Genomic DNA, 18,122 nt, shown 5'->3' with positions numbered 1-18,122 from the left:
AACCTGTTAGAGATTGAACCACGCATGGCTAGACAGAACAAGAAGCAGCCCGGCCCCGGTCTCGTCTCCTTTGTGGGAGCGGGCCCAGGCGATCCGGAACTTCTGACCGTCAGAGGCCGCAAGGCCATTGAAGACGCCGGTCTTGTGCTCTATGCGGGTTCCCTTGTGCCGCTGGCTGTTGTGGCCTGCGCCGGAGCATCCGCGCGTCTTGTGAATTCCGTGCCGCTGACACTCTGGCAAAACCACGCCCTTGTGCGTGAAGCGGCGCTCGCCGGGCAAAACGTGGCGCGCGTGCACACGGGCGACCCATCGCTTTACGGCGCGTTACGGGAACAGGCGGAACTGCTTGATCAGGAAGGCATACCCTGGCGGGTCATCCCAGGCGTTACGGCGGCCTGCGCCGCCGCTGCAGCGGTCGGTATAACCTTTACCGTGCCGGAAATCACGCAAACTCTTGTCATCAGCCGCATGGAAGGACGCATCCCTATGCCGGACAACGAGCGCATGCACAAGCTGGCTACCTTCGAGACCTCCATGGCTATCTATCTTGCCGGCCGCGCGGCAGAAAATCTGGGCCATGAGCTCTCACGCGCGCTGCCGCGGGAAACGCCCGTGTTGTGCGCGCACCGCGTAAGCCAGCCGGAAGAAAAGCTCATCTGGACAGATGTGGAAAACATGGCCGCGTGCATCGCCGAACATAATATTGAATCGCAGACAATCGTTCTGGTGCTGCCCGCAGAAGGAAAAACAGGAGCGCCGTCGCGCCTGTACGCGGAAGATTTCAGCCATGCCTTCCGCAACGGAAAGTGACATCAACCTCCATAAAAAAGGGGAAAAATGAAAACGTAGGACGTTACTTAAAATCCTGGAGAAAACGCTGTATTTATGGTGCTGGGGCTCGTGGAGACAAACGACGCACAGGAAAAAGTCAAAAGCCTGTGCGGAGAGCTGCCCGCCCTCGTGCGGAGCATGCGCAACAAATTCTCCGCACTGAACGCAAGTTGCGTCATGGGCTTCGGCGCAGATGCTTGGGGGATGCTTTTCCTGGAACAGCCCAGACCGGCAGAGCTTGAAGTTTTGCAGGAAATTAGAGGGGCAAAATACGTTGCTGTTTCCACGCCTGGAGATTTTTTTTTCACATACGCGTCGCAAAAATGAGCGCATGCTATGAACTTGCGGCGGGTATTAGCCAAACCCTGCGCGATGTGACATATCCTGGGTGCACGGCTTCCGATATTTCGACGGACGCGCCATCATTAGGATTTGTAGATGGGACGGAAAATCCGGATGAGGGAAAGGCTGCGGCTTTCGCGGTCATAGGCGACGGCGACGCCGTTTTTAAAGGCGGCAGCTATGTTTTTGTGCAGAATACCTCCATGATATGCGCGCCTGGGAAGCCTTGTCCACAGAGGAACAGGAGAAAGCCATAGGCTGTAGAAAATTTGACGATCGGGAACTGGACGAGAACGACTCGGACACGGGTGGCAATGAACTGAAAATCGTGCGCACAACCATGCCGTTCGCCAACCATTTCCAGAGGAGAATCGGCACATATTTTATCGGCTATGCCGGCACGTTCAGCACCACGCGCAAAATGTTGGAGAACATGTTTATCGGCGACCCGGCTGGCAATACCGACAGACTGCTTGATTTCAGCACAGCCGTGACAGGAACCCTGTTTTTTGGGCCGTCGCAGGACTTGCTGGAGGAACTGGGAAAATAGCGCCCGGCTTCATACACAACCGCCTCTCACTTGCCAAATCAAGCGTTGTACTGTTGTTTCCTGCAGTCGTCTTTCAAAGTATAATGGTATGAAACGGAACTTTGAACTGCATCTGGAAGAGTGTGGGTGGCGATACGATCAGCTGCTGGAGCAGCTTATCTGTAGCCTCAAAGGGTTGGTCGCCAAAAACATGATGGTCTAGAGCCATAAAAAAGAGGGGCGGTACTTGCCTTCGGTATTTTTTTGTGGCATAAAGATCTCGAACGTCGGGGTGTTTGTGCGTAGCGGCGTTTTTTAATTTAGGAATTCGACCGGCGCAGGCGGCTGGCCTGGCGCAAGAGCATATCGCTTTTGCGGATGTAGCAATTCAGTCCAAGGAGGACACGCATGGCTGAGATCACCTATAAAGGTAAAAGCTTTGAAGTTGATGAAGATGGCTTTTTGCTGCACTTTGACGACTGGTGCCCTGAATGGATGGAATATGTGAAGGAATCTGAAGGCATTGTTGAAATCAACGCTGATCATCAGAAAATTCTTGATTTCCTGCAGGACTACTACAGGAAAAACGGTATTGCCCCGATGGTGCGCATTCTTTCCAAAAATACCGGCTACAAACTGAAAGAAGTTTACGAGCTTTTCCCCTCAGGCCCCGGCAAAGGTGCCTGCAAAATGGCCGGGTTGCCTAAGCCCACAGGCTGTGTGTAATACGGGGCACGCATATTTTGCATAAAAAAGCGGAAGGGTTTCCCTTCCACTTTTTTATGTTTTGCGTGCGTGCTTTGCGCCCTTTACGCCGAAGTAAAAAAAGGGTATCGGCTTGGCATGTCATCCAAATTTTCTTGGAAGAAAGCCATGCGTTGGTTTTTTTTTCTTTTGCTGTTCTGCGGGAGCGCTGGCTGCGGCGTTGCGGCGCTGCTTTTTTACTGGGCTTCGCGTGATTTGCCCGACATCACCCCTATAGCGGACTATAACCCGCCGCAGGCCACGACGATTCTGGCCCGTGACGGCTCGACGCTCGGCGTTTTGTCCCACGAAAAGCGTTATGTCATCAGCCTTGCGGAGATGTCGCGTTTTTTGCCTCTGGCTTTTCTGGCTGCGGAGGACGACGCTTTTTACCGTCATTTCGGCGTTGCCCCGACGGCCATTGTACAGGCGGCGATGATCAACTTTCGCACCGGCACAAAGGGACACGGAGGCAGCACTATCACGCAGCAGGCTATCAAACAGCTCCTGCTTACCTCAGAGCGTACATACACGCGTAAGATCAAGGAAGTCCTTCTGGCGTGCAGGCTGGAAAAAATTCTTTCCAAAGATGAAATCCTGAGCATTTATCTGAACCAGATTTATCTGGGCGAACATGCCTATGGCGTGGAGGCCGCGGCGCGCACGTATTTCGGCAAACACGCCGCTGACATTACCCTTGCGGAAAGCGCCGTTATTGCAGGGCTGCCCAAGGCTCCCAGCAGCTATAATCCTTTTCGCCATCCCAAAGAGACAAAAAATCGTCAGATGTATGTCCTGGGCCGTCTGCAGGATCTCGCCTGGATTACGCCGGAAGAATACCTGCAGGCCGCTGTTGAACCTTTGGTGTACTGGAGCGTGACCGAAAGCATGGGCGGAGCCTCTCTGTGGTATATGGAAGAAGTCCGGCGTTTGCTCATTGAATTTTTTACGGAAAAAAATCTTAAGGCCATTGGGGTGGACACACTTAAATACGGCGAAGATTATGTGTATGAAGCGGGCCTCACCGTGCGCACGGCTATGGCGCCCACCCATCAGGATGCCGCCGGACAGGCTCTGCGCCAAGGTTTGGAAGAACTGGACAAACGTCAGGGCTGGCGTGGTCCTCTGGGACAACTTGACGAACAAGGCCGGAGCGTTTTTCTGGCAGAGACCGTTTTTGCACCCCTTGATCTGGCGGGCGGGGCATGGGTAACGGCGCTTGTGACGGACGTGAGCACCGCTGAAGCCCGTGTGGCCTTGGGGCAGGGTTATACGGGCGTCATTCCAGCTGCCAATCTGTCTTGGGCGCGCAAACCCAACCCCAAGGTGGCCGGCATGTATGCCCCTCCTGTCAAAGACGTACGGCAGGCACTCAAGCCGGGTGATCTGATCTGGGTTTCCGCAGCCGATCAGGTTGTTGTCACTACCGACGCCAGAGACCGCAAGGAAAAGCAAGGACGGCCCTATGATCCGGCTGAAGTGCAAAAAAACAAGCCTGTTCCTCTGCTCTTGCAGCAGGAGCCGGCCGTGCAGGGAGCGCTGGCTTCTCTTGAGCCTCAAAGCGGTGATGTTGTGGCGCTTATCGGCGGTTATAATTTTGGTGACAGCTATTTCAACCGGGCCACGCAATCGCGCCGCCAGCCCGGTTCCAGTTTCAAGCCCGTGGTCTACTCCACGGCGCTTGATTTCGGTTTTACCCCGTCGTCTACTGTGCTGGACGCTCCGTTTGTCTATGTCAACCCTTGGACAAACAAATTTTGGCGTCCCTCCAATTATGAGCACGACTACAAAGGCGAGCTGCCCTTGTATCAGGCGCTGGCGTTTTCCCGTAACACCTGCACCGTGCGTATAGCCCAGCGGGTGGGCGTTGCCAATGTGATACAGCGGGCCAAGGCTCTCGGGCTGGAACCCCATTTCCCTGAGGAACTGGCCGTAAGTCTCGGCGCGGTTGCCGTTTCTCCCCTCAATCTTACGCAGGCGTATGCAGCTTTTGCCAATCAGGGTTTGGGCGTGCGCCCCAGAATCATCACCTCCATTGAAGATACGGCTGGCCGCGTGCTTTACCGTCAGGACGAGGAACACTGGCAGGCCATCAGCCCGCAGAATGCCTATATGATGGCTACGTTGCTCAAAAATGTGGTCAATGCCGGCACGGGAACCCGCGCGCGGATAGACGGCCGCTTCATCGCCGGCAAAACCGGCACCTCGAACGAAGAGCACGACGCTTGGTTTATGGGTTTCACGCCCTACCTGGTCACCGGCGTCTACGTGGGTTATGACCAGTTGCAGTCTTTGGGACGTCAGGAACAGGGCGGTCGTACAGCGGCCCCCGTTTTTCGCAATTACCGCGCGAAAGTGGAAGATTTGTATGCAGCGCAGGATTTTGTCATGCCTGAGGGAATTGTCATGTCCGGCGGTTTTGCCTACCGCGCCGACATGCCTTTACAGGGAATTGCCGCCACAGATGTCCAGACGGCGGTTGACGACGCCGGGGCAAAGACCTCCGAGGGCGGTGAAGACCTTATGCGTCAGATGTTTTGAGATGTTGTAACATAATTATAATAACCACTTTGATTTGTTACTATAAACAATTCCAATATGGCGGATTAGGCATGATTCCCTACGGTTCCCTGATTGTGTATGTGACCCCTAGGGGCAGGCGCTACATAAAGCGCCTTGTCGAGGGGACAAGCTGGCACAGCAACAACGGGGCAGTAACGGCGGAACAGGTGTCGTCTCTTGATTTCGGCGCACAGACGCAAACAAGTCTCTCCGTGCCCATACGTGTGCAGGAAGCCACGCTTTTTGACCGCCTGCTGCATGTTAAGCGCCAGACGCAGATCATTTATCCCAAAGACATTGCGTATATTTGCCTGCGTCTCGGCGCCGGGCCCGGACGTACGATTCTGGAAGCAGGCAGTGGTTCAGGAGGGCTTACGTTGGGGCTTTCTTGGTTTTGCGGGCCGACGGGTCGGGTTGTTAGCCATGAGGCGCGAGAAGAATTTTTGCTGCTTGCCCGACGCAATCTGGAATGGGCCGGACTTGGCGGCAACGTGGAACTGCATCACAAAGACATTGCCGACGGTTTTGCTGCAGCTGGAGCAGATGCGCTTTTTCTGGACGTGCGCACGCCCTGGGAGTATCTGACGCCGGCGGCAGCGGCTTTGCGCCCCGGCGCGACGCTGGGCTTTCTTTTGCCAACGACGGAGCAGGTGGGCAAGCTGTTGCTTGGGCTGGAGCAGGGACCCTTTGCGGAGACGGAAGTGTGCGAGATTTTGATCCGGTACTGGAAACCTGTGGCCGATCGTCTGCGGCCTGAAGACAGAATGATTGCGCACACAGGTTTTTTGATCTTTTGCCGTTTACAGGTTCGCAGCGAAGCCTTTGAACGTCTCAGGCCGCTCGGCACACGCGAACGCAAACAGCAGACAGCCCGTCTCGCGCGGCAAAGCGAAGCTTCCTCCTCTGACGACAGCGGGTAACTCCTTGATGCAATCGACCTAAAACGCTAGCCTTTCGCCGCGTGACCGCCCGCCGGTATTGCTGTCGCGCTGCACGACGGAAGCGTTGGCCCAGGCCTTACCAGCCCGCCAAATTTTTGACCGACCACAATAGTGCGTTCCTCGCGAGGCAGGCCGCTTCAGACGCCCGCAAGCCACGCCGCGGCGTTCAGCCGGTTGTTGCGGAATTTTGACACGCGGCGGCATTTCCTTGATATGCAGGTCCATTTGTGGAAAAGCAACCTCAATACGGTGCTGCCGGAACTGTTTTTCTATTTCCAGGCGTATATCTGAAGATGTGGACACACCAACGTCATAATCCTTGACCCAAAAGTGCAACGAAAAGTCCAGCGTGCTCACCCCGAAATCTGCAAAAGCAATGGAAGGCGCTGGATATTTCAACACATTGCGGTGGCCTGAGGCAATGCCTAGCATGAGTTTCATCACAAGTTCAGTGTTTGAGCCGTATGCTACGCCCAGTGAAATCTCGCGCCGCACAGAGCGGCTGTTGCGCGTCCAGTTGGTAAGGCGGCTGGAGACAAATTCTGAATTAGGCACATAAATCAAGGCATTGTCATATGTTTCCACCATAGTGGCGCGCACGCTTATTTTGCGCACCCTGCCGGTAACGCCGTCCACTTCCACCACGTCTCCTGCCTGAAGCGTACGGCTGAAAATCAGAATAAGACCTGAAATAAAATTATTGACAATAGTCTGCATGCCGAGACCTATGCCGACGGAAAGACCGCCGGCCACCATAGCCAGATTGCTCAATTCCATGCCAAGCGAACGCAGGGCGAACAGGCCAAAAAAACACCATACAAGATAGGTCAGAGCCGTTTGCATGGGCGGTATCAGCGTGGAATCAATCTCAAGCCCCTGTCCCGGCAGCTTCGAGAGAAGGCGTGTGCCCATGGATACTGCAGCGCGTGTCAAATAAAAAGCGCTGATAATCAGCAGCAACTGGATAATATTAAATTGTGTGGCTCCCACGTTCACGCCCTTAAGCAGATATTCCTTGAGCAGATACATGCCGCCGGGCAGCGTGCCCACCCACAAAAGCACGCCCGTCACGGCCGTCACCAGCACAACAGGTGCCGCCAGTGCAATTAGCAGATGCGCCACTGCAGCGCGTGCGCCCTCGCTGGGCAGTCGCCCGTTGAACTCGCTGATAAGGCCCATGCTGCCGAGGCACAGTTCCAGAGCAAGCGACGAAGAAACAAAAAACAGATACAGAGTCATGCTGTAGATATGCAGTCCGAGCAGGCTCAGCGCAAGACAAAACCAAAGGGCAACGGGCTCACATTCAAGAATGCCGCATTCAAGTTGCAGGGAGGACGCTTCCTCTGCGCGCTGTCGGCGTAGCCGTACCAGCGACACGGCGACCAAAGCTGTCCAGAGCACAAGCGTCAGCGGTTTTGCCAAAGGCAGATACAGTAAGGTATACGCGCAAAACGTGAGCGGCATGAGCCGCCAGAGCGGCGCGCGCGAAACGCCGGCTTCCGGATTTTTCAAAAGCCGCATGTCCCAGGCCAGAAATATCTGGCCGGCTATAATGCCCAGATTGCCGAGAGCCAGCAAAAGACGAAAAAATTCTCCGCCGGTGGAGATGGAACTGGCCGCGAGCGAAAATCCTAGGCAGAGACAGGGCAAAGAAATTTGGAAAATATGTCTCCCGGCAGGCGAAGACGTGGGCGTGAGCAAGCGTCGGCCCAGCAAAAATTTGGCAACACAGGTAAAACACAGGCACAGCGCGAAACGCAAACCGGCCGTGACCCACTGCTCAGCGGCAACGGGCATTTCTACTGCCTGACGCAAGACCATGCTCTGAACAGAATAGCGCATATTCTGCGGAATCTCTTCCCAGGTTTCAAGGCTCAACCAGGGCACAGGGTCTTGCAGATAATAGTCTTTCCAGAGCACCGGCAGCCGAGAGGCAATATCCGCACGTGTTTTTTCCAATCGTTCAAGCAACGTCATGTACGGACCAAGAGAAGAGTCGTACTTGGCCAAAACGGCGGCAAGCCGTGATTTTGCCTGTGCGATATCCTTAACATATGCCTGCATTTCAGCGTCCACGCGTCCGCCGCGCACATCTTCGGGCAGACTGTCGGCGAGATAGCTCACCCGGTCGAGCAATGCCTGAACTTCGGCGCGACCCAGAATGAGCGGTTCAAGATCCTGCCGTTCCTCCAGCATGGTTGAGGCAATTCGCCGGCTGACTGCTTCCATGGGATTAGGCCACTCTTGAAAATTATTGACAAGAACGAGCAGACGACGCGCTTCCTCTTCAAAAAGGGGCGTCTTTTTTGTCAGCCCCGCCGCGTCTTTCGCGAATTTTTCCCGCATGATGGCGGCTTTTTCATTGATTTCATTCAGCATATCGCGCTGACTGGCCCATACCGACTCCCAGGTGTCAACTTGATCCGGCACGTGTTTTGCGCTCTCATCTTTTTTGCCATCCGCCTGGGCGGCGGGCTGGGTGGGCGGCGTCTGCGGCGTGGCAGCAAAACAGAACTGGGTAAAACTCTGCGACAGCAAAAAAAACAAAACAGCAACACAACACCTCAGAACGCGTTCATCCATAATTCACCACTGTCAGTTACAACGCTTTTTGCTTTTTATATTGTCCTGCTTGCATGGATTGCCTACGACCGCTGTTTGACGCGGAAGAACCCAACTTGAAAAACGCTCTATACAGGAGCATAGTCAACAGGCAAGTCAAGGAGCAAGCCATGCCAGCCTTTCTTCCGAATGAAACAGATCTTTACGCCATCACTGACGCGCGTCTTTGCCGGGGGCGTCCGCTCGCCGATGTCGCCCGCGCCCTGCTTGATGCCGGAGTACGTATTCTGCAATACAGGGAAAAAAAACTCAAGGCCGGGAAAATGCTTGAAGAATGCCGCCTGCTCCGTCGCATGACCTTGGAAGCCGGGGCCTGCTTTATCGTTAACGATCACATTGATATTGCCCTGCTGGTTGAGGCCGACGGCGTGCATATAGGCCAGGAAGACCTACCCGTGCCTGAAGCGCGCCGCCTTATGGGGCAGCAAGCGATTATCGGCCTTTCCACACATACGCCGGAACAGGCCGTGGCCGCCGTGGCAGCGGGTGCGGACTATATCGGCGTGGGGCCGATTTTTGCCACACAGACCAAGGAAGATGTTGTCGCGCCGGTGGGCTGCGCCTATCTTGACTGGGCGGCACGCAACAGAGCACTGCCTTTTGTGGCCATAGGCGGTATAAAGGAACATAATATCGGCGAGGTAGCGCGGCATGGTGCGTACTGCTGTGCCCTTGTGTCCGAGCTGGTCGGCGCGCTGGACATTGCCGCCAAAGTTGCGGCCGTGCGCCGCGCTATGCACGCTTGAACCGCGGGCTTGGAGCAATTTTTGCTTGAACGGATTTGCACTTTCAAGCCGATTTATTCTCGTTCGCCAAATCAGCAGGTGGAGTATTCACTATTTTTTGGCAAACGCATCACCGCGTCTCGCAGATCGCTGGAATCGGCTCCCTTGGGTCAGGCGGACGCCGTTTCAAAAGTGCTGCGCACCCCCCGCGACAACGCTGGAAGAAGCCCCACCTGTGCTGGCCGGAGTCGGTTCAGAATACATTCGCGATGTCGACAAGCTGGACGACCGCCTACTTATTTTGCTTGACCTTGACAATTTATTGGGCGACATGAACTTAGATGCTCTGTAAAAGCCGTAGCGGTTTCGGGCGATCACGCGCCACATCAATGTGGAGGGGTTCATGGCTTTGCGTCTTTCACGTTCCATTGTTGGGAAAGCCGAAGCGGACGCCGTTAGCCGGGTGCTTTTGGAAGACGGATATCTGGGCATGGGTAATGAAGTGCGCCTGTTTGAAGAAGAACTGGCCGCATACCTCGGCGTTTTGCCGACACAGGTCATCGCCGTCAATACTGGCACGGCAGCCCTGCATCTGGCCCTTGAAGCGCTGGCAGCACTTCGCGACGCCGCAGGCGGCGAAGTGCTTGTGCCTTCGTTGACCTTTCTGGCCTCGTTTCAAGCCGTCACGGCCGCGGGCTTGCGCCCTGTCGCTTGCGATGTGCTGCGGGAAACGGGCACACTGGATATTAACGATGCGGAAAAACGACTCACCGTAAAAACATTTGCGGTCATGCCCGTGGACTATGCGAGCAACCCTTGGCATCTTGATGAAGTCCATGACTTCGCCCGCCGCAAAGGCATACGCGTTGTGGAAGACGCGGCCCACGCCTTTGGCTGCGTCCACGGCGGACGCAAAATCGGCAGCTTCGGCGACATGGTCTGTTTCAGCTTCGACGGCATCAAGAACATCACCTCCGGCGAAGGAGGCCTCGTTGTGGCCTTTGACGCGCAGGCCGCACGGCTTGTTTCCGACGCGCGTCTGCTCTCTGTGGAAAATGACGCGGAAAAACGCTTTGCCGGCATCCGTTCCTGGGATCCGGACGTTAAACGGCAGGGCTGGCGTTATCACATGAGCAACATCATGGCCGCGATCGGTCGGGTGCAGCTTGCCCGTCTAGATACGGAATTTGCCCCGGCAAGACGCGCCTTGGCGGCTCTTTACAAAGAACGCCTTTCAGGACTTGACGGCATAGTTTTTTTGCAGACAGACCCGGACGACAATATCGTGCCGCACATTTTGCCGGCGCGTATCACGGACGGGCGCAAAGACCCGGTAAAACAGGCTCTGGCCCGTGTTGGCATCCCAACGGGCGTGCACTACAAGCCCAATCATCTGTTGAGCTTTTTTGGAGGCGGCGCTGTTCGTCTGCCGGCAGCAGAACAACTGCACGCGGAACTTGTCTCCTTGCCCCTGCACCCAGGCCTGAGCCGACAGGACGTGGAAAGCGTCTGCAAAGCCATACGCGAGACGCTCGCAACTGTGAGCGTAACATAACGAATACAGCTTTTTTGCAATTTCTACTGCATTAGCAACATGATCACGCACAGATGGGATGATTTACGGGATTTTACCCGCGCGCTGCTCGCCAGCCGCTTGACGCGTTTTGTCATGATGGGCGGCGCGGCAACGTTCTATTATGTTTTGTTCGGGCTGTTGTTCGTCAACACCTGTGGCCTTCCGGTGCTTTTCGGCAACGCGCCTGCGTATTTTGTCGGTTTCTTCGTCTTTTGGGCAGGGCAGAACAGCTGGACGTTTCAGGCCAAAGTCATTCACAAAACCATGCTGCCACACTATGTTGCTGTGCACTTGACGGGCCTCGGGATCAATTCCGTCCTTGTCTGGCTGCTCATGCATTATAAACCCGCCATGCTCGTTGCTGCCCTGTTTGTCGCCGTCAGCGCGTATCTGCTCTGCAACCGCTTTGTTTTTCAAAACGCTTCCGCCGGAAAATACGCCTGATGCCTCCCGCCGTTTCCGTCATCATGAACTGCCTAAACGGCGCGCGTTATCTGCGCCCGGCGCTGGAAAGCCTGTTTGCGCAGACATTTGAGGATGTTGAACTCATTTTCTGGGATAACGCCTCCACGGATGAGAGCCATGACATTGTTCAGGATTTTTCCGCGCGGTTTCCTGACAAAATACGCTGCTTCCGGGGCGCGGACACTGTTTCCCTCGGCACGGCGCGCAATCTGGCGCTGGCCTGCGCGCGTGGCCGCTATCTCGCATTTCTGGATTGCGACGATCTGTGGCGCCCCCAAAAACTTGCCGAACAGGTTGCGCTGTTTGAAACCGGATCCCGCGTCGGCCTTGTCTGCACCGATACGGAGATTTTTGACGGCAGCCGCGTGCTCAAACGCCTCTTTGCCGAAACACGCCCGGCGCGGGGGATGGTTTTCAGCGAGCTTATGGAACGGCAGTGGATTTCCATGTCGTCAGCAATGCTGCGGCGCGAAGCGCTTCAGGGGCTGACTGACGAAGGAAAAACCGATTTTTTTGATGAAAGCCTGAACGTGTGTGAGGAGGCCGACGTTTTTTACCGCATCGCCTACGACTGGGAGCTTGACTTTGTGGACAGGCCACTCACGCGCTGGCGGATGCATGGGGCCAACAGCACCTTTCGCAAATTCGGTCAATTCGCGGACGAAACCCTGCGTATTCTCAATAAACACTGTCGTATCTACCCCGGCTATGCCGTGGAACACGCCGATCTCGTGGCTTTGCTGACCCGACGGGCCGCCTTTCAGAAAGCAGTCTCACTCTGGCGCGAAGGGCGGAACAGGCATGCCCGCGTAACCATCGCCCCATGGAAAAACGCTTCGCTGAAGCACAGGCTTTTCTGGTGGGCCAGCTTTTTACCTGGAGCGTGCTTTGACATTGCGGCGCGGGCGTATTTTGCCATGCCAGCCGCTTTGCGGCGGTAGGGGTTTATGCGTCAGAAGGATTTCTGATGGTCTAGCCCCTTAAATATTCTTGGGTTACATGGAATATTTCCGGCTAATCTCCTCCCCCGCCTTCTCCACATCAAGGCGCATCCGCTTGCGGGCCGCCGTAATTCTGTTGTCCAAATCAGGGTCGGCCAAGGCCAGAATCTGCGCGGCCAGCCAGGCCGCATTGTACGCGCCCGCTTTGTCCAGCGCCACAGTGGCCACGGGAAAGCCCGGCGGCATCTGCACAGTGGAAAACAGCGCGTCCATGCCAGCAAGAACTCCCCTGGAAACGGGAATGCCGATCACAGGCCGCGTGGTAAGCGCGGCTACTGCCCCGGCCAGATGTGCCGCCATGCCCGCCGCGCAGATAAACACCCCGGCACCGGCAACCTCCTGCCCGCGCACAAGCGCGCGCGTACGTTCGGGCGTGCGATGGGCGGAGCTCACCGTCATCACAAATGAAATACCGAGGTCTTGTAAAATTTCCGTACAGGGGCTGATTTTCTCTTCGTCGGATTTTGAGCCCATAAGAATGACAACACGCGACACAGCCCCTCCCTATGTTGTTGTGGACAAAAGATGACGCATGCCTTTTTCTCCAATGTCTTTGCGATAAAAACTGTTCGGCACGCGAATTTTGTCCAGGGCTTCGTAAGCTTTTTTTCTGGCGTCGGGCAGACCGTCGCCCAGAACCGTTATGCAGAGCACACGGCCACCGCTCGAAATCAGCGCACGATCTTTCTCGACGGTTGCGCTATGAAACACCTTGACGCCGCAAATCCCCTCGGCCTCGGCAATTCCCTTGATCAGAAGGCCCTTAGCGCAGGCGCGCGGATAGCCCCTTGCCGCAAGAACCACGCTCAGCGCCGTCTGCCCGGTATAGGCAATGCTTGCGGGATCAAGCCTGCCGTTGATGCAGTCCATCATAATCTGAACCAGATCTCCGTTCAGGCGCGCAAGCAGAGGCTGACATTCAGGGTCGCCGAAACGCGCGTTGTACTCCAGCACACGCGGACCGTCTGCAGTTATCATAAGACCAGCATAGAGTACGCCCACAAAGGGATGGCCGTCTTCCGCCAAGGCTTTGAGCACGGGCCGGACGGCCAGATCCGCCATTTTATCCAATCCGTCGTCAGGTAATACGGGCGCCGGGCTGTAAGCGCCCATGCCGCCTGTGTTGGGGCCCTGATCATTATCAAAGGCCGCCTTGTGATCTTGGGCTGAAGGCAGGGGCACGGCGCTCTCTCCGTCACAAAAGCAGAGCAGCGAAACCTCTTCCCCCCACAGGCATTCTTCAATAATCACGCGATCACCGGCTGCCCCGAAGACGCGCGCGAACATGATATCATCCACCGCCTGCAGAGCATGTTGCGAGTCTTTCGCCACCACCACGGCCTTGCCGGCGGCAAGGCCGTCGGCCTTGATCACAAGTGGCGCTCCAAATTTAACCACATATTTTTTTGCGGCTTCCACATCGCTGAAAACCACGCTTTTCGCCGTGGGCACGCCCGCTTTTTTCATAATCTGCTTGGCAAAGGCCTTGCTTCCCTCAATGCGCGCGCAATAGGCGTCCGGTCCAAAGCAGGCTGTGCCCGCCTCGCGCAGACGATCCACAATGCCGAGCGTCAAGGGCAATTCCGGGCCAGGGACGACAAGATCAATCTTTTCCCTGCGCGCCAGCGCCACAAGTCCGTCAATATCGTTGGCCGCCACTGCCGTGTTAACGGCGCCTTCGCCCTTCGTGCCGCCATTGCCGGGAGCAGCGAAAATTTTTTCTGTCTGTGGACTTTGCCCGAGCTTCCAGACAAGGGCGTGCTCCCGCCCGCCGGAACCGATCACCAGAATGCGCACATTTGCATCCTCTTCTACTGGTTCGGCGTCACTTCAAAATCGCTCAGATCCGCCGGCACATTAGGATTTGTCTGTGAAATATCCAGCGGATAGGCCGTGATCATACACTGCCGACTGCCGACACCCAGATCAGGCGAGGTGTTCAGCCCGACCACAAGATCCAGCACGCCGTCGTTATTGGCGTCCGCCAGATCCACGGAAGCCACGGAACCGCGAATGCGGCGGGTTTTCCATTTAAGCGCAAGGCCTACGCCGTCCCAGTACAGGGCGTGTATTTCCCCTTGGGGGAAATACCTGTACCTGTCAAATAGCTGGGAAGCTGTGGATATCGGCTTGTTGATCAGGAGTACATACTCGCCGGTATGTCCCAAATCTGCGGTAATCAGGCGCATGGACGCGTAATACTTGCCGGGGAGCTGGTAGTTGCGGTCAGGATCAAGACCGGGCATGCCCTTGTAATGCTCCATGCCTGTCGCCGAACCGGAAAACCGCTCTATCGTCGTGTGTATCAGCGTATTACCGCTGCCCTGAAAAAGTTTGATGCGCTCATCGTCGGTGAGCATAACAAGCTGATCGCCTTTGCTGTTTTTGTCGCCAGGCAGCCAGCAGATATTAAACACCTTGGCCCCTTCCGGCAGATCCAGCCGTGAGCCAAGAGTGAGTTTGGCGCCATGTTTCTCCATCACGCGCACGTCGGGCGCAAAGAGCTTGATCGAATCCCAGCCCTGGCCCACCAGAGTCGGCGCAAAATTGGGCGGCGTGCTAACCACGCTCGCAAAATAGGGGACGCGCTCCGCGCACTCTGCAAGTTTGTTGCCCGCAAAGGTATAAAAATAACTGTACGGCCGGTTGCTGTCCTGCTCATAGGTGGCGATAACCAGATCTTTGACGCCGTCGCGATTGATATCAACGGCCCGCATGGAAAAATTGAGATTGGATCTGGAGACGACGGTTTCGCCGAGCGGTTTCAGCTTGCCGTTCGCCGACCATGCGTAGATAATCAGCTTGTGGTCGCCAAGCACGGCGATTTCATTTTTGCCGTCGCCGTTGAAGTCGCCCACCGCCATATCCACCATTTTGTTGGGTAGACGCTGGGTGCGCAAGCGCGAGGCGTCGTTCGCCCACGCTCCCTGATAGCGGAACTGCGGATTGAGGTAGACCTGCTGCTGTCCCGTCTCATTGACAACAATGTCCGAATTCATGCGGTTGATCATCTGCCCTTCGCCCTGCTGTCCCGCATACGCCATACCTGGCAGGCCCAGTGCCTCGCTGCTCAAGGCCGCGGCGAGATTCTGCACAGTGGCCGTCAGACCGCTTACCGGCCCTTGGCCGGTCTTGCTCCAGGTTTTCCCGTCCCTGTCCGAACTGTTGACTTCAACAGTGCATTCATTGCCCAAAACAGTCACAACACCCCAGACAACATAGTCTGCGTGTTGCGCATTCCTTGCCTTGCGGGCCTCTGCCAGCGAAGAAATTTTGATCTGCACGGGACGCGCTTCGAGCACACCGGGGCGGTTGAGTCCTGCTTGGATGGTGGCGGGCACAGCTTTGGACAAATAAGCGTAACTCTGCGGCGCTGTTATAGAAAATGGAGATAAAATCACGCTCTTCGACACGGCGTTTGCCGTTGCCGGCAGCCAGACGACAAGCAGCAACAAGACCGCAATGAACAATCTTAGGAAGGTTTTCATCCGTAGCTCCTTGAAGTGTAACGGGGCGCGTTGCCCCCTCCAGTGTTCAGGCATTATACGCGCACTTGCCCCCCAGCGCAATATGAAAGCGCCGCGGAACCAGGCGACGCATCTAAATTTTTAGAGCTTCCAGCAAAAGCGTGTCATTGAATGCGACCTTGATCGCTTGGCTTTTTTATACTTGATTTACCAGGAAGACACTTGATGCGGTTAGGCATATCGCCGTAGCCTGCCTGAATTCTTGGCTGCATGGCGCGTTATCGCCCGGCTTTGATCTTCGTTAAAGACAATCAGCGGCTCGTCTCACGTTTGTCGCCTTGTGGAAAACCTCAGCGCGCAAAACGCGCTGAGGTTTTCCCGCTTTCAGCAACAGAAAAAGATTTATTTTTTATCTGCGTCGGCAGGGCTGTTCGCTTTTCTCCTGCCCTTGTCCTGTTTCTTTTTTTGATTTTCGACAGGGCTGTTTACTTTTCTCCTGTCCTTGTCCTGCGTTTGGTTTTCCATTTTGGGCTTTGTCTCACTCGCTCCGCCGGAAGCCGCGTTCCCTTCGTCCTGCGTTTGGTTTTTCATTTCGGGCTTTGTCTCACCAGCGGGATTTTTGCCTTCTGCTGTCACAGGTTTGAACTCAATTTTCTGCTTATTTACTTCCACAATAACAGCCGTGGTCACATTCACAGCTGGATTATACGCGGCAGCGATTTCCGCATTCAAAATCACGTCATAGCCATGCTGCTCACGATAGACACTTAAAACACGCTGAATCGCATCATCCAGCAGATTGATCACGTTCTGCTGCTCCGCCTGCATGCGTTGCTGCGAAGCCATATACACGCTCTGCAATTCTTTCTGCGCAGCTTCATCCTTGGAATTTTTTTCCAAGCGATCCTGAATTGCGCTTATTTTCTTTTGCATCCCAGAGTGTATTTCTTCCAAAAATGCCACTCCGGCTTTTGCCGGCACCGCGTCGCGCATAATACGCTGCATATCCACAACAGCGAATCTCGGTTTTGCGCCGTCCGTTTCCGGCAGACAAGCCGAAAGCGGAAGCATCAAGACAAATAAAAGGGGAATAGAATAACGGACTTGCATGACAGAAGACACTCCTTTCAAAAAGAAATAAAAAAGCGATGGCCGTTGGCTGGTCGTTAAGTAATTAAAGAATAAATGTTTTTCTTGTGCTCCACAACAGATTTTTTAACTCAATTCAGCAAACTCCCCCTTCATTCGCCATAAAAATAAGGGTAGACGCCTTGTCAAATCTTCATACAACTCGTCACGCTCATGGCATTGATTTTTTCCACAGCCTCGTCGTCTGTTTTGTCATACAGAATCCGGCCCCGTCTTGAAATATGATTCGTAATGGCGGCTGGTTTGCCGCCTGAGCCACTCCTTCATTACTGGACAGCATTGATCTTGATTAATAAGTCCTGCGCCTAACTGGTATACAATGTCACGGCAGAGAAAATCTTGCCATTTTGCGTAATTAATGTATATTCTTGCCATGCGTCCGCCGCAATATCGACGATCATGCATATTTTAATCTCTCTCGCATCCTTTGTTATTTACAGGAGCCTTTCGGCATGAACAAAGTTATTATCAGTCTGCTGGTTGCTGTTTGCGTGCTGGGTATGGCGCTGGTCATGCTCAATGAAAAGATGGGCAGTAAAACTGACCCGCTGAAAACCAAGGCGGAAATTGGTACGACCGCTTCTCCGCAGGACGATGCTGCGTCGGTACTGCCGCAGGAGCAGGTTGCGCCTGATGCACTCGTTGCTGCGCCGTCGCAGCACGCGAAACCTGCACCCACAGCGCCACCCCTCCCCGAGGATTCCGAGATGGACAAGGCGGACAAGGCCCTTGCAGCCGCGTCCGCGCTGCAACCTGATAGGCAGCAAGCTGCACCGGCCGCCAAAACGCAAGGCACCGGCCCGTCTGGCAAAAATGCAACGTACGGCAAGCCTGTTGCCGGTAAAAAGGCTGCGCCGGTCAATCCGCCCACACGGCTTGCGGTCTTTGTTCGTGACAAAGGGGCCACAGTACGTTTGACGAGCCACAGACCGCCCATTCGCTATAAAACCATGAATCTGACCAATCCGGAAAGAGTTGTGGTGGATGTGGAGGGGCTGGATGCGCTCAAGGCGCCGGGTGTGCCGAAAAATCCTCTGGTGACCAACGTGCGTGTCGGCAGGATTGAGAAAGGGACACGCATTGTGATTGATTTGAGCACAAAGCCGAAACACACACGTTTTGTGCTTTCCAATGAGGGGGATACGCTGAATATCCGTCTGTATTGATA

General features: G+C 55.1%; 15 protein-coding genes and 2 pseudogenes. 12 read left to right on the top strand and 5 right to left on the bottom strand.

From position 1 onward, the window contains the following. Positions 1–24: 24 nt before the first annotated feature. The 6 genes and pseudogenes from cobM to RSDT_RS05195 all read left to right on the top strand — a co-directional run bounded on the left by cobM (position 25) and on the right by RSDT_RS05195 (position 5,928). Positions 25–810, top strand: a complete 786-nt coding sequence (gene cobM, locus RSDT_RS05215; protein ID WP_096399837.1) for a precorrin-4 C(11)-methyltransferase — start codon at positions 25–27, stop codon at positions 808–810. Between the two features lie 75 nt (positions 811–885). Next, positions 886–1,158 (top strand): Dyp-type peroxidase domain-containing protein, encoded by a 273-nt coding sequence (locus tag RSDT_RS07225; protein WP_197702101.1) that lies wholly within the window; start codon positions 886–888, stop codon positions 1,156–1,158. Next, positions 1,155–1,723 (top strand): annotated as a pseudogene (locus tag RSDT_RS07905) (Dyp-type peroxidase). Before RSDT_RS07225 ends, RSDT_RS07905 begins: the two are co-directional and overlap by 4 nt. A 387-nt stretch (positions 1,724–2,110) precedes the next feature. Then, complete coding sequence (locus RSDT_RS05205) at positions 2,111–2,428, top strand: TusE/DsrC/DsvC family sulfur relay protein (protein WP_096399836.1); 318 nt, start codon at positions 2,111–2,113, stop codon at positions 2,426–2,428. Positions 2,429–2,545: 117 nt separating this feature from the next. After that, the gene (locus RSDT_RS05200) at positions 2,546–4,987 is read left to right on the top strand and encodes a penicillin-binding protein 1A (protein ID WP_096400564.1); all 2,442 of its coding nucleotides are present in this window, start codon (positions 2,546–2,548) and stop codon (positions 4,985–4,987) included. 71 nt (positions 4,988–5,058) lie between these two features. Further along, the gene (locus tag RSDT_RS05195) at positions 5,059–5,928 is read left to right on the top strand and encodes a tRNA (adenine-N1)-methyltransferase (protein ID WP_096399835.1); all 870 of its coding nucleotides are present in this window, start codon (positions 5,059–5,061) and stop codon (positions 5,926–5,928) included. A gap of 18 nt (positions 5,929–5,946) precedes the next feature. On the opposite strand, the gene RSDT_RS05190 is transcribed toward RSDT_RS05195, so the two are convergent. After that, the gene (locus RSDT_RS05190; protein WP_096399834.1) at positions 5,947–8,532 is read right to left on the bottom strand and encodes a mechanosensitive ion channel family protein; all 2,586 of its coding nucleotides are present in this window, start codon (positions 8,530–8,532) and stop codon (positions 5,947–5,949) included. A gap of 149 nt (positions 8,533–8,681) precedes the next feature. On the opposite strand from RSDT_RS05190, the gene thiE reads away from it, so the two are divergent. The 5 genes and pseudogenes from thiE (at position 8,682) to RSDT_RS05165 (ending at position 12,278) form a co-directional block, all read left to right on the top strand. After that, positions 8,682–9,317 carry a thiamine phosphate synthase gene (thiE, locus tag RSDT_RS05185; RefSeq protein ID WP_096399833.1) on the top strand — a complete coding sequence of 212 codons (636 nt, stop codon included), beginning with the start codon at positions 8,682–8,684 and terminating at the stop codon, positions 9,315–9,317. Between the two features lie 156 nt (positions 9,318–9,473). Further along, a pseudogene (locus tag RSDT_RS05180) lies at positions 9,474–9,648 on the top strand (chemotaxis protein CheW); the annotation flags it as partial. Between the two features lie 51 nt (positions 9,649–9,699). Further along, positions 9,700–10,851 (top strand): DegT/DnrJ/EryC1/StrS family aminotransferase, encoded by a 1,152-nt coding sequence (locus RSDT_RS05175; protein ID WP_096399832.1) that lies wholly within the window; start codon positions 9,700–9,702, stop codon positions 10,849–10,851. Between the two features lie 39 nt (positions 10,852–10,890). Next, positions 10,891–11,316 (top strand): GtrA family protein, encoded by a 426-nt coding sequence (locus RSDT_RS05170; protein ID WP_096399831.1) that lies wholly within the window; start codon positions 10,891–10,893, stop codon positions 11,314–11,316. Then, entirely contained in the window at positions 11,316–12,278 is a 963-nt protein-coding gene (locus tag RSDT_RS05165) for a glycosyltransferase (protein WP_172414418.1), read from the top strand. The genes RSDT_RS05170 and RSDT_RS05165 overlap by 1 nt, the downstream gene beginning before the upstream one ends. A gap of 54 nt (positions 12,279–12,332) precedes the next feature. Here the strand turns inward: RSDT_RS05165 and purE are convergent, their stop codons facing one another. The 4 genes from purE to RSDT_RS05145 form a co-directional block, all read right to left on the bottom strand. Then, complete coding sequence (gene purE, locus RSDT_RS05160) at positions 12,333–12,833, bottom strand: 5-(carboxyamino)imidazole ribonucleotide mutase (RefSeq protein ID WP_096399829.1); 501 nt, start codon at positions 12,831–12,833, stop codon at positions 12,333–12,335. Between the two features lie 9 nt (positions 12,834–12,842). Then, on the bottom strand, positions 12,843–14,135 hold the full coding sequence (purD, locus tag RSDT_RS05155) for a phosphoribosylamine--glycine ligase (protein WP_096399828.1): 1,293 nt from the start codon (positions 14,133–14,135) through the stop codon (positions 12,843–12,845). 14 nt (positions 14,136–14,149) lie between these two features. Continuing rightward, entirely contained in the window at positions 14,150–15,826 is a 1,677-nt protein-coding gene (locus RSDT_RS05150; protein ID WP_096399827.1) for an FG-GAP repeat domain-containing protein, read from the bottom strand. Positions 15,827–16,207: 381 nt separating this feature from the next. After that, entirely contained in the window at positions 16,208–16,876 is a 669-nt protein-coding gene (locus tag RSDT_RS05145; protein ID WP_408606724.1) for an OmpH family outer membrane protein, read from the bottom strand. Positions 16,877–17,406: 530 nt separating this feature from the next. Between RSDT_RS05145 and RSDT_RS05140 the strand changes: the two genes are divergently transcribed. Then, a complete protein-coding gene (locus RSDT_RS05140; RefSeq protein WP_096399825.1) occupies positions 17,407–18,120 on the top strand; it encodes an AMIN domain-containing protein in 714 nt (237 codons plus the stop codon). Positions 18,121–18,122 lie beyond the last annotated feature (2 nt).

Source organism: Candidatus Desulfovibrio trichonymphae (genome assembly GCF_002355955.1).
Classification (GTDB): domain Bacteria; phylum Desulfobacterota; class Desulfovibrionia; order Desulfovibrionales; family Desulfovibrionaceae; genus Desulfovibrio; species Desulfovibrio trichonymphae.
The sequence above is the reverse complement of the archived record's forward strand: the minus strand, read 5'-3'. Positions and strand labels throughout refer to the sequence as shown.

What these genes read in the sequence shown, in the direction of transcription:
- RSDT_RS05165 (WP_172414418.1), top strand. Translation starts at nt 11,316, where the DNA reads ATGCCTCCCGCCGTTTCCGTCATCATGAACTGCCTAAACGGCGCGCGT.
- RSDT_RS05170 (WP_096399831.1), top strand. Translation starts at nt 10,891, where the DNA reads ATGATCACGCACAGATGGGATGATTTACGGGATTTTACCCGCGCGCTG.
- thiE (WP_096399833.1), top strand. Translation starts at nt 8,682, where the DNA reads ATGCCAGCCTTTCTTCCGAATGAAACAGATCTTTACGCCATCACTGAC.
- RSDT_RS05190 (WP_096399834.1), bottom strand. Translation starts at nt 8,532, where the DNA reads ATGGATGAACGCGTTCTGAGGTGTTGTGTTGCTGTTTTGTTTTTTTTG.
- RSDT_RS07225 (WP_197702101.1), top strand. Translation starts at nt 886, where the DNA reads ATGGTGCTGGGGCTCGTGGAGACAAACGACGCACAGGAAAAAGTCAAA.
- RSDT_RS05195 (WP_096399835.1), top strand. Translation starts at nt 5,059, where the DNA reads ATGATTCCCTACGGTTCCCTGATTGTGTATGTGACCCCTAGGGGCAGG.
- RSDT_RS05175 (WP_096399832.1), top strand. Translation starts at nt 9,700, where the DNA reads ATGGCTTTGCGTCTTTCACGTTCCATTGTTGGGAAAGCCGAAGCGGAC.
- cobM (WP_096399837.1), top strand. Translation starts at nt 25, where the DNA reads ATGGCTAGACAGAACAAGAAGCAGCCCGGCCCCGGTCTCGTCTCCTTT.
- RSDT_RS05200 (WP_096400564.1), top strand. Translation starts at nt 2,546, where the DNA reads ATGTCATCCAAATTTTCTTGGAAGAAAGCCATGCGTTGGTTTTTTTTT.
- RSDT_RS05140 (WP_096399825.1), top strand. Translation starts at nt 17,407, where the DNA reads ATGAACAAAGTTATTATCAGTCTGCTGGTTGCTGTTTGCGTGCTGGGT.
- RSDT_RS05145 (WP_408606724.1), bottom strand. Translation starts at nt 16,876, where the DNA reads ATGCTTCCGCTTTCGGCTTGTCTGCCGGAAACGGACGGCGCAAAACCG.
- RSDT_RS05205 (WP_096399836.1), top strand. Translation starts at nt 2,111, where the DNA reads ATGGCTGAGATCACCTATAAAGGTAAAAGCTTTGAAGTTGATGAAGAT.
- RSDT_RS05150 (WP_096399827.1), bottom strand. Translation starts at nt 15,826, where the DNA reads ATGAAAACCTTCCTAAGATTGTTCATTGCGGTCTTGTTGCTGCTTGTC.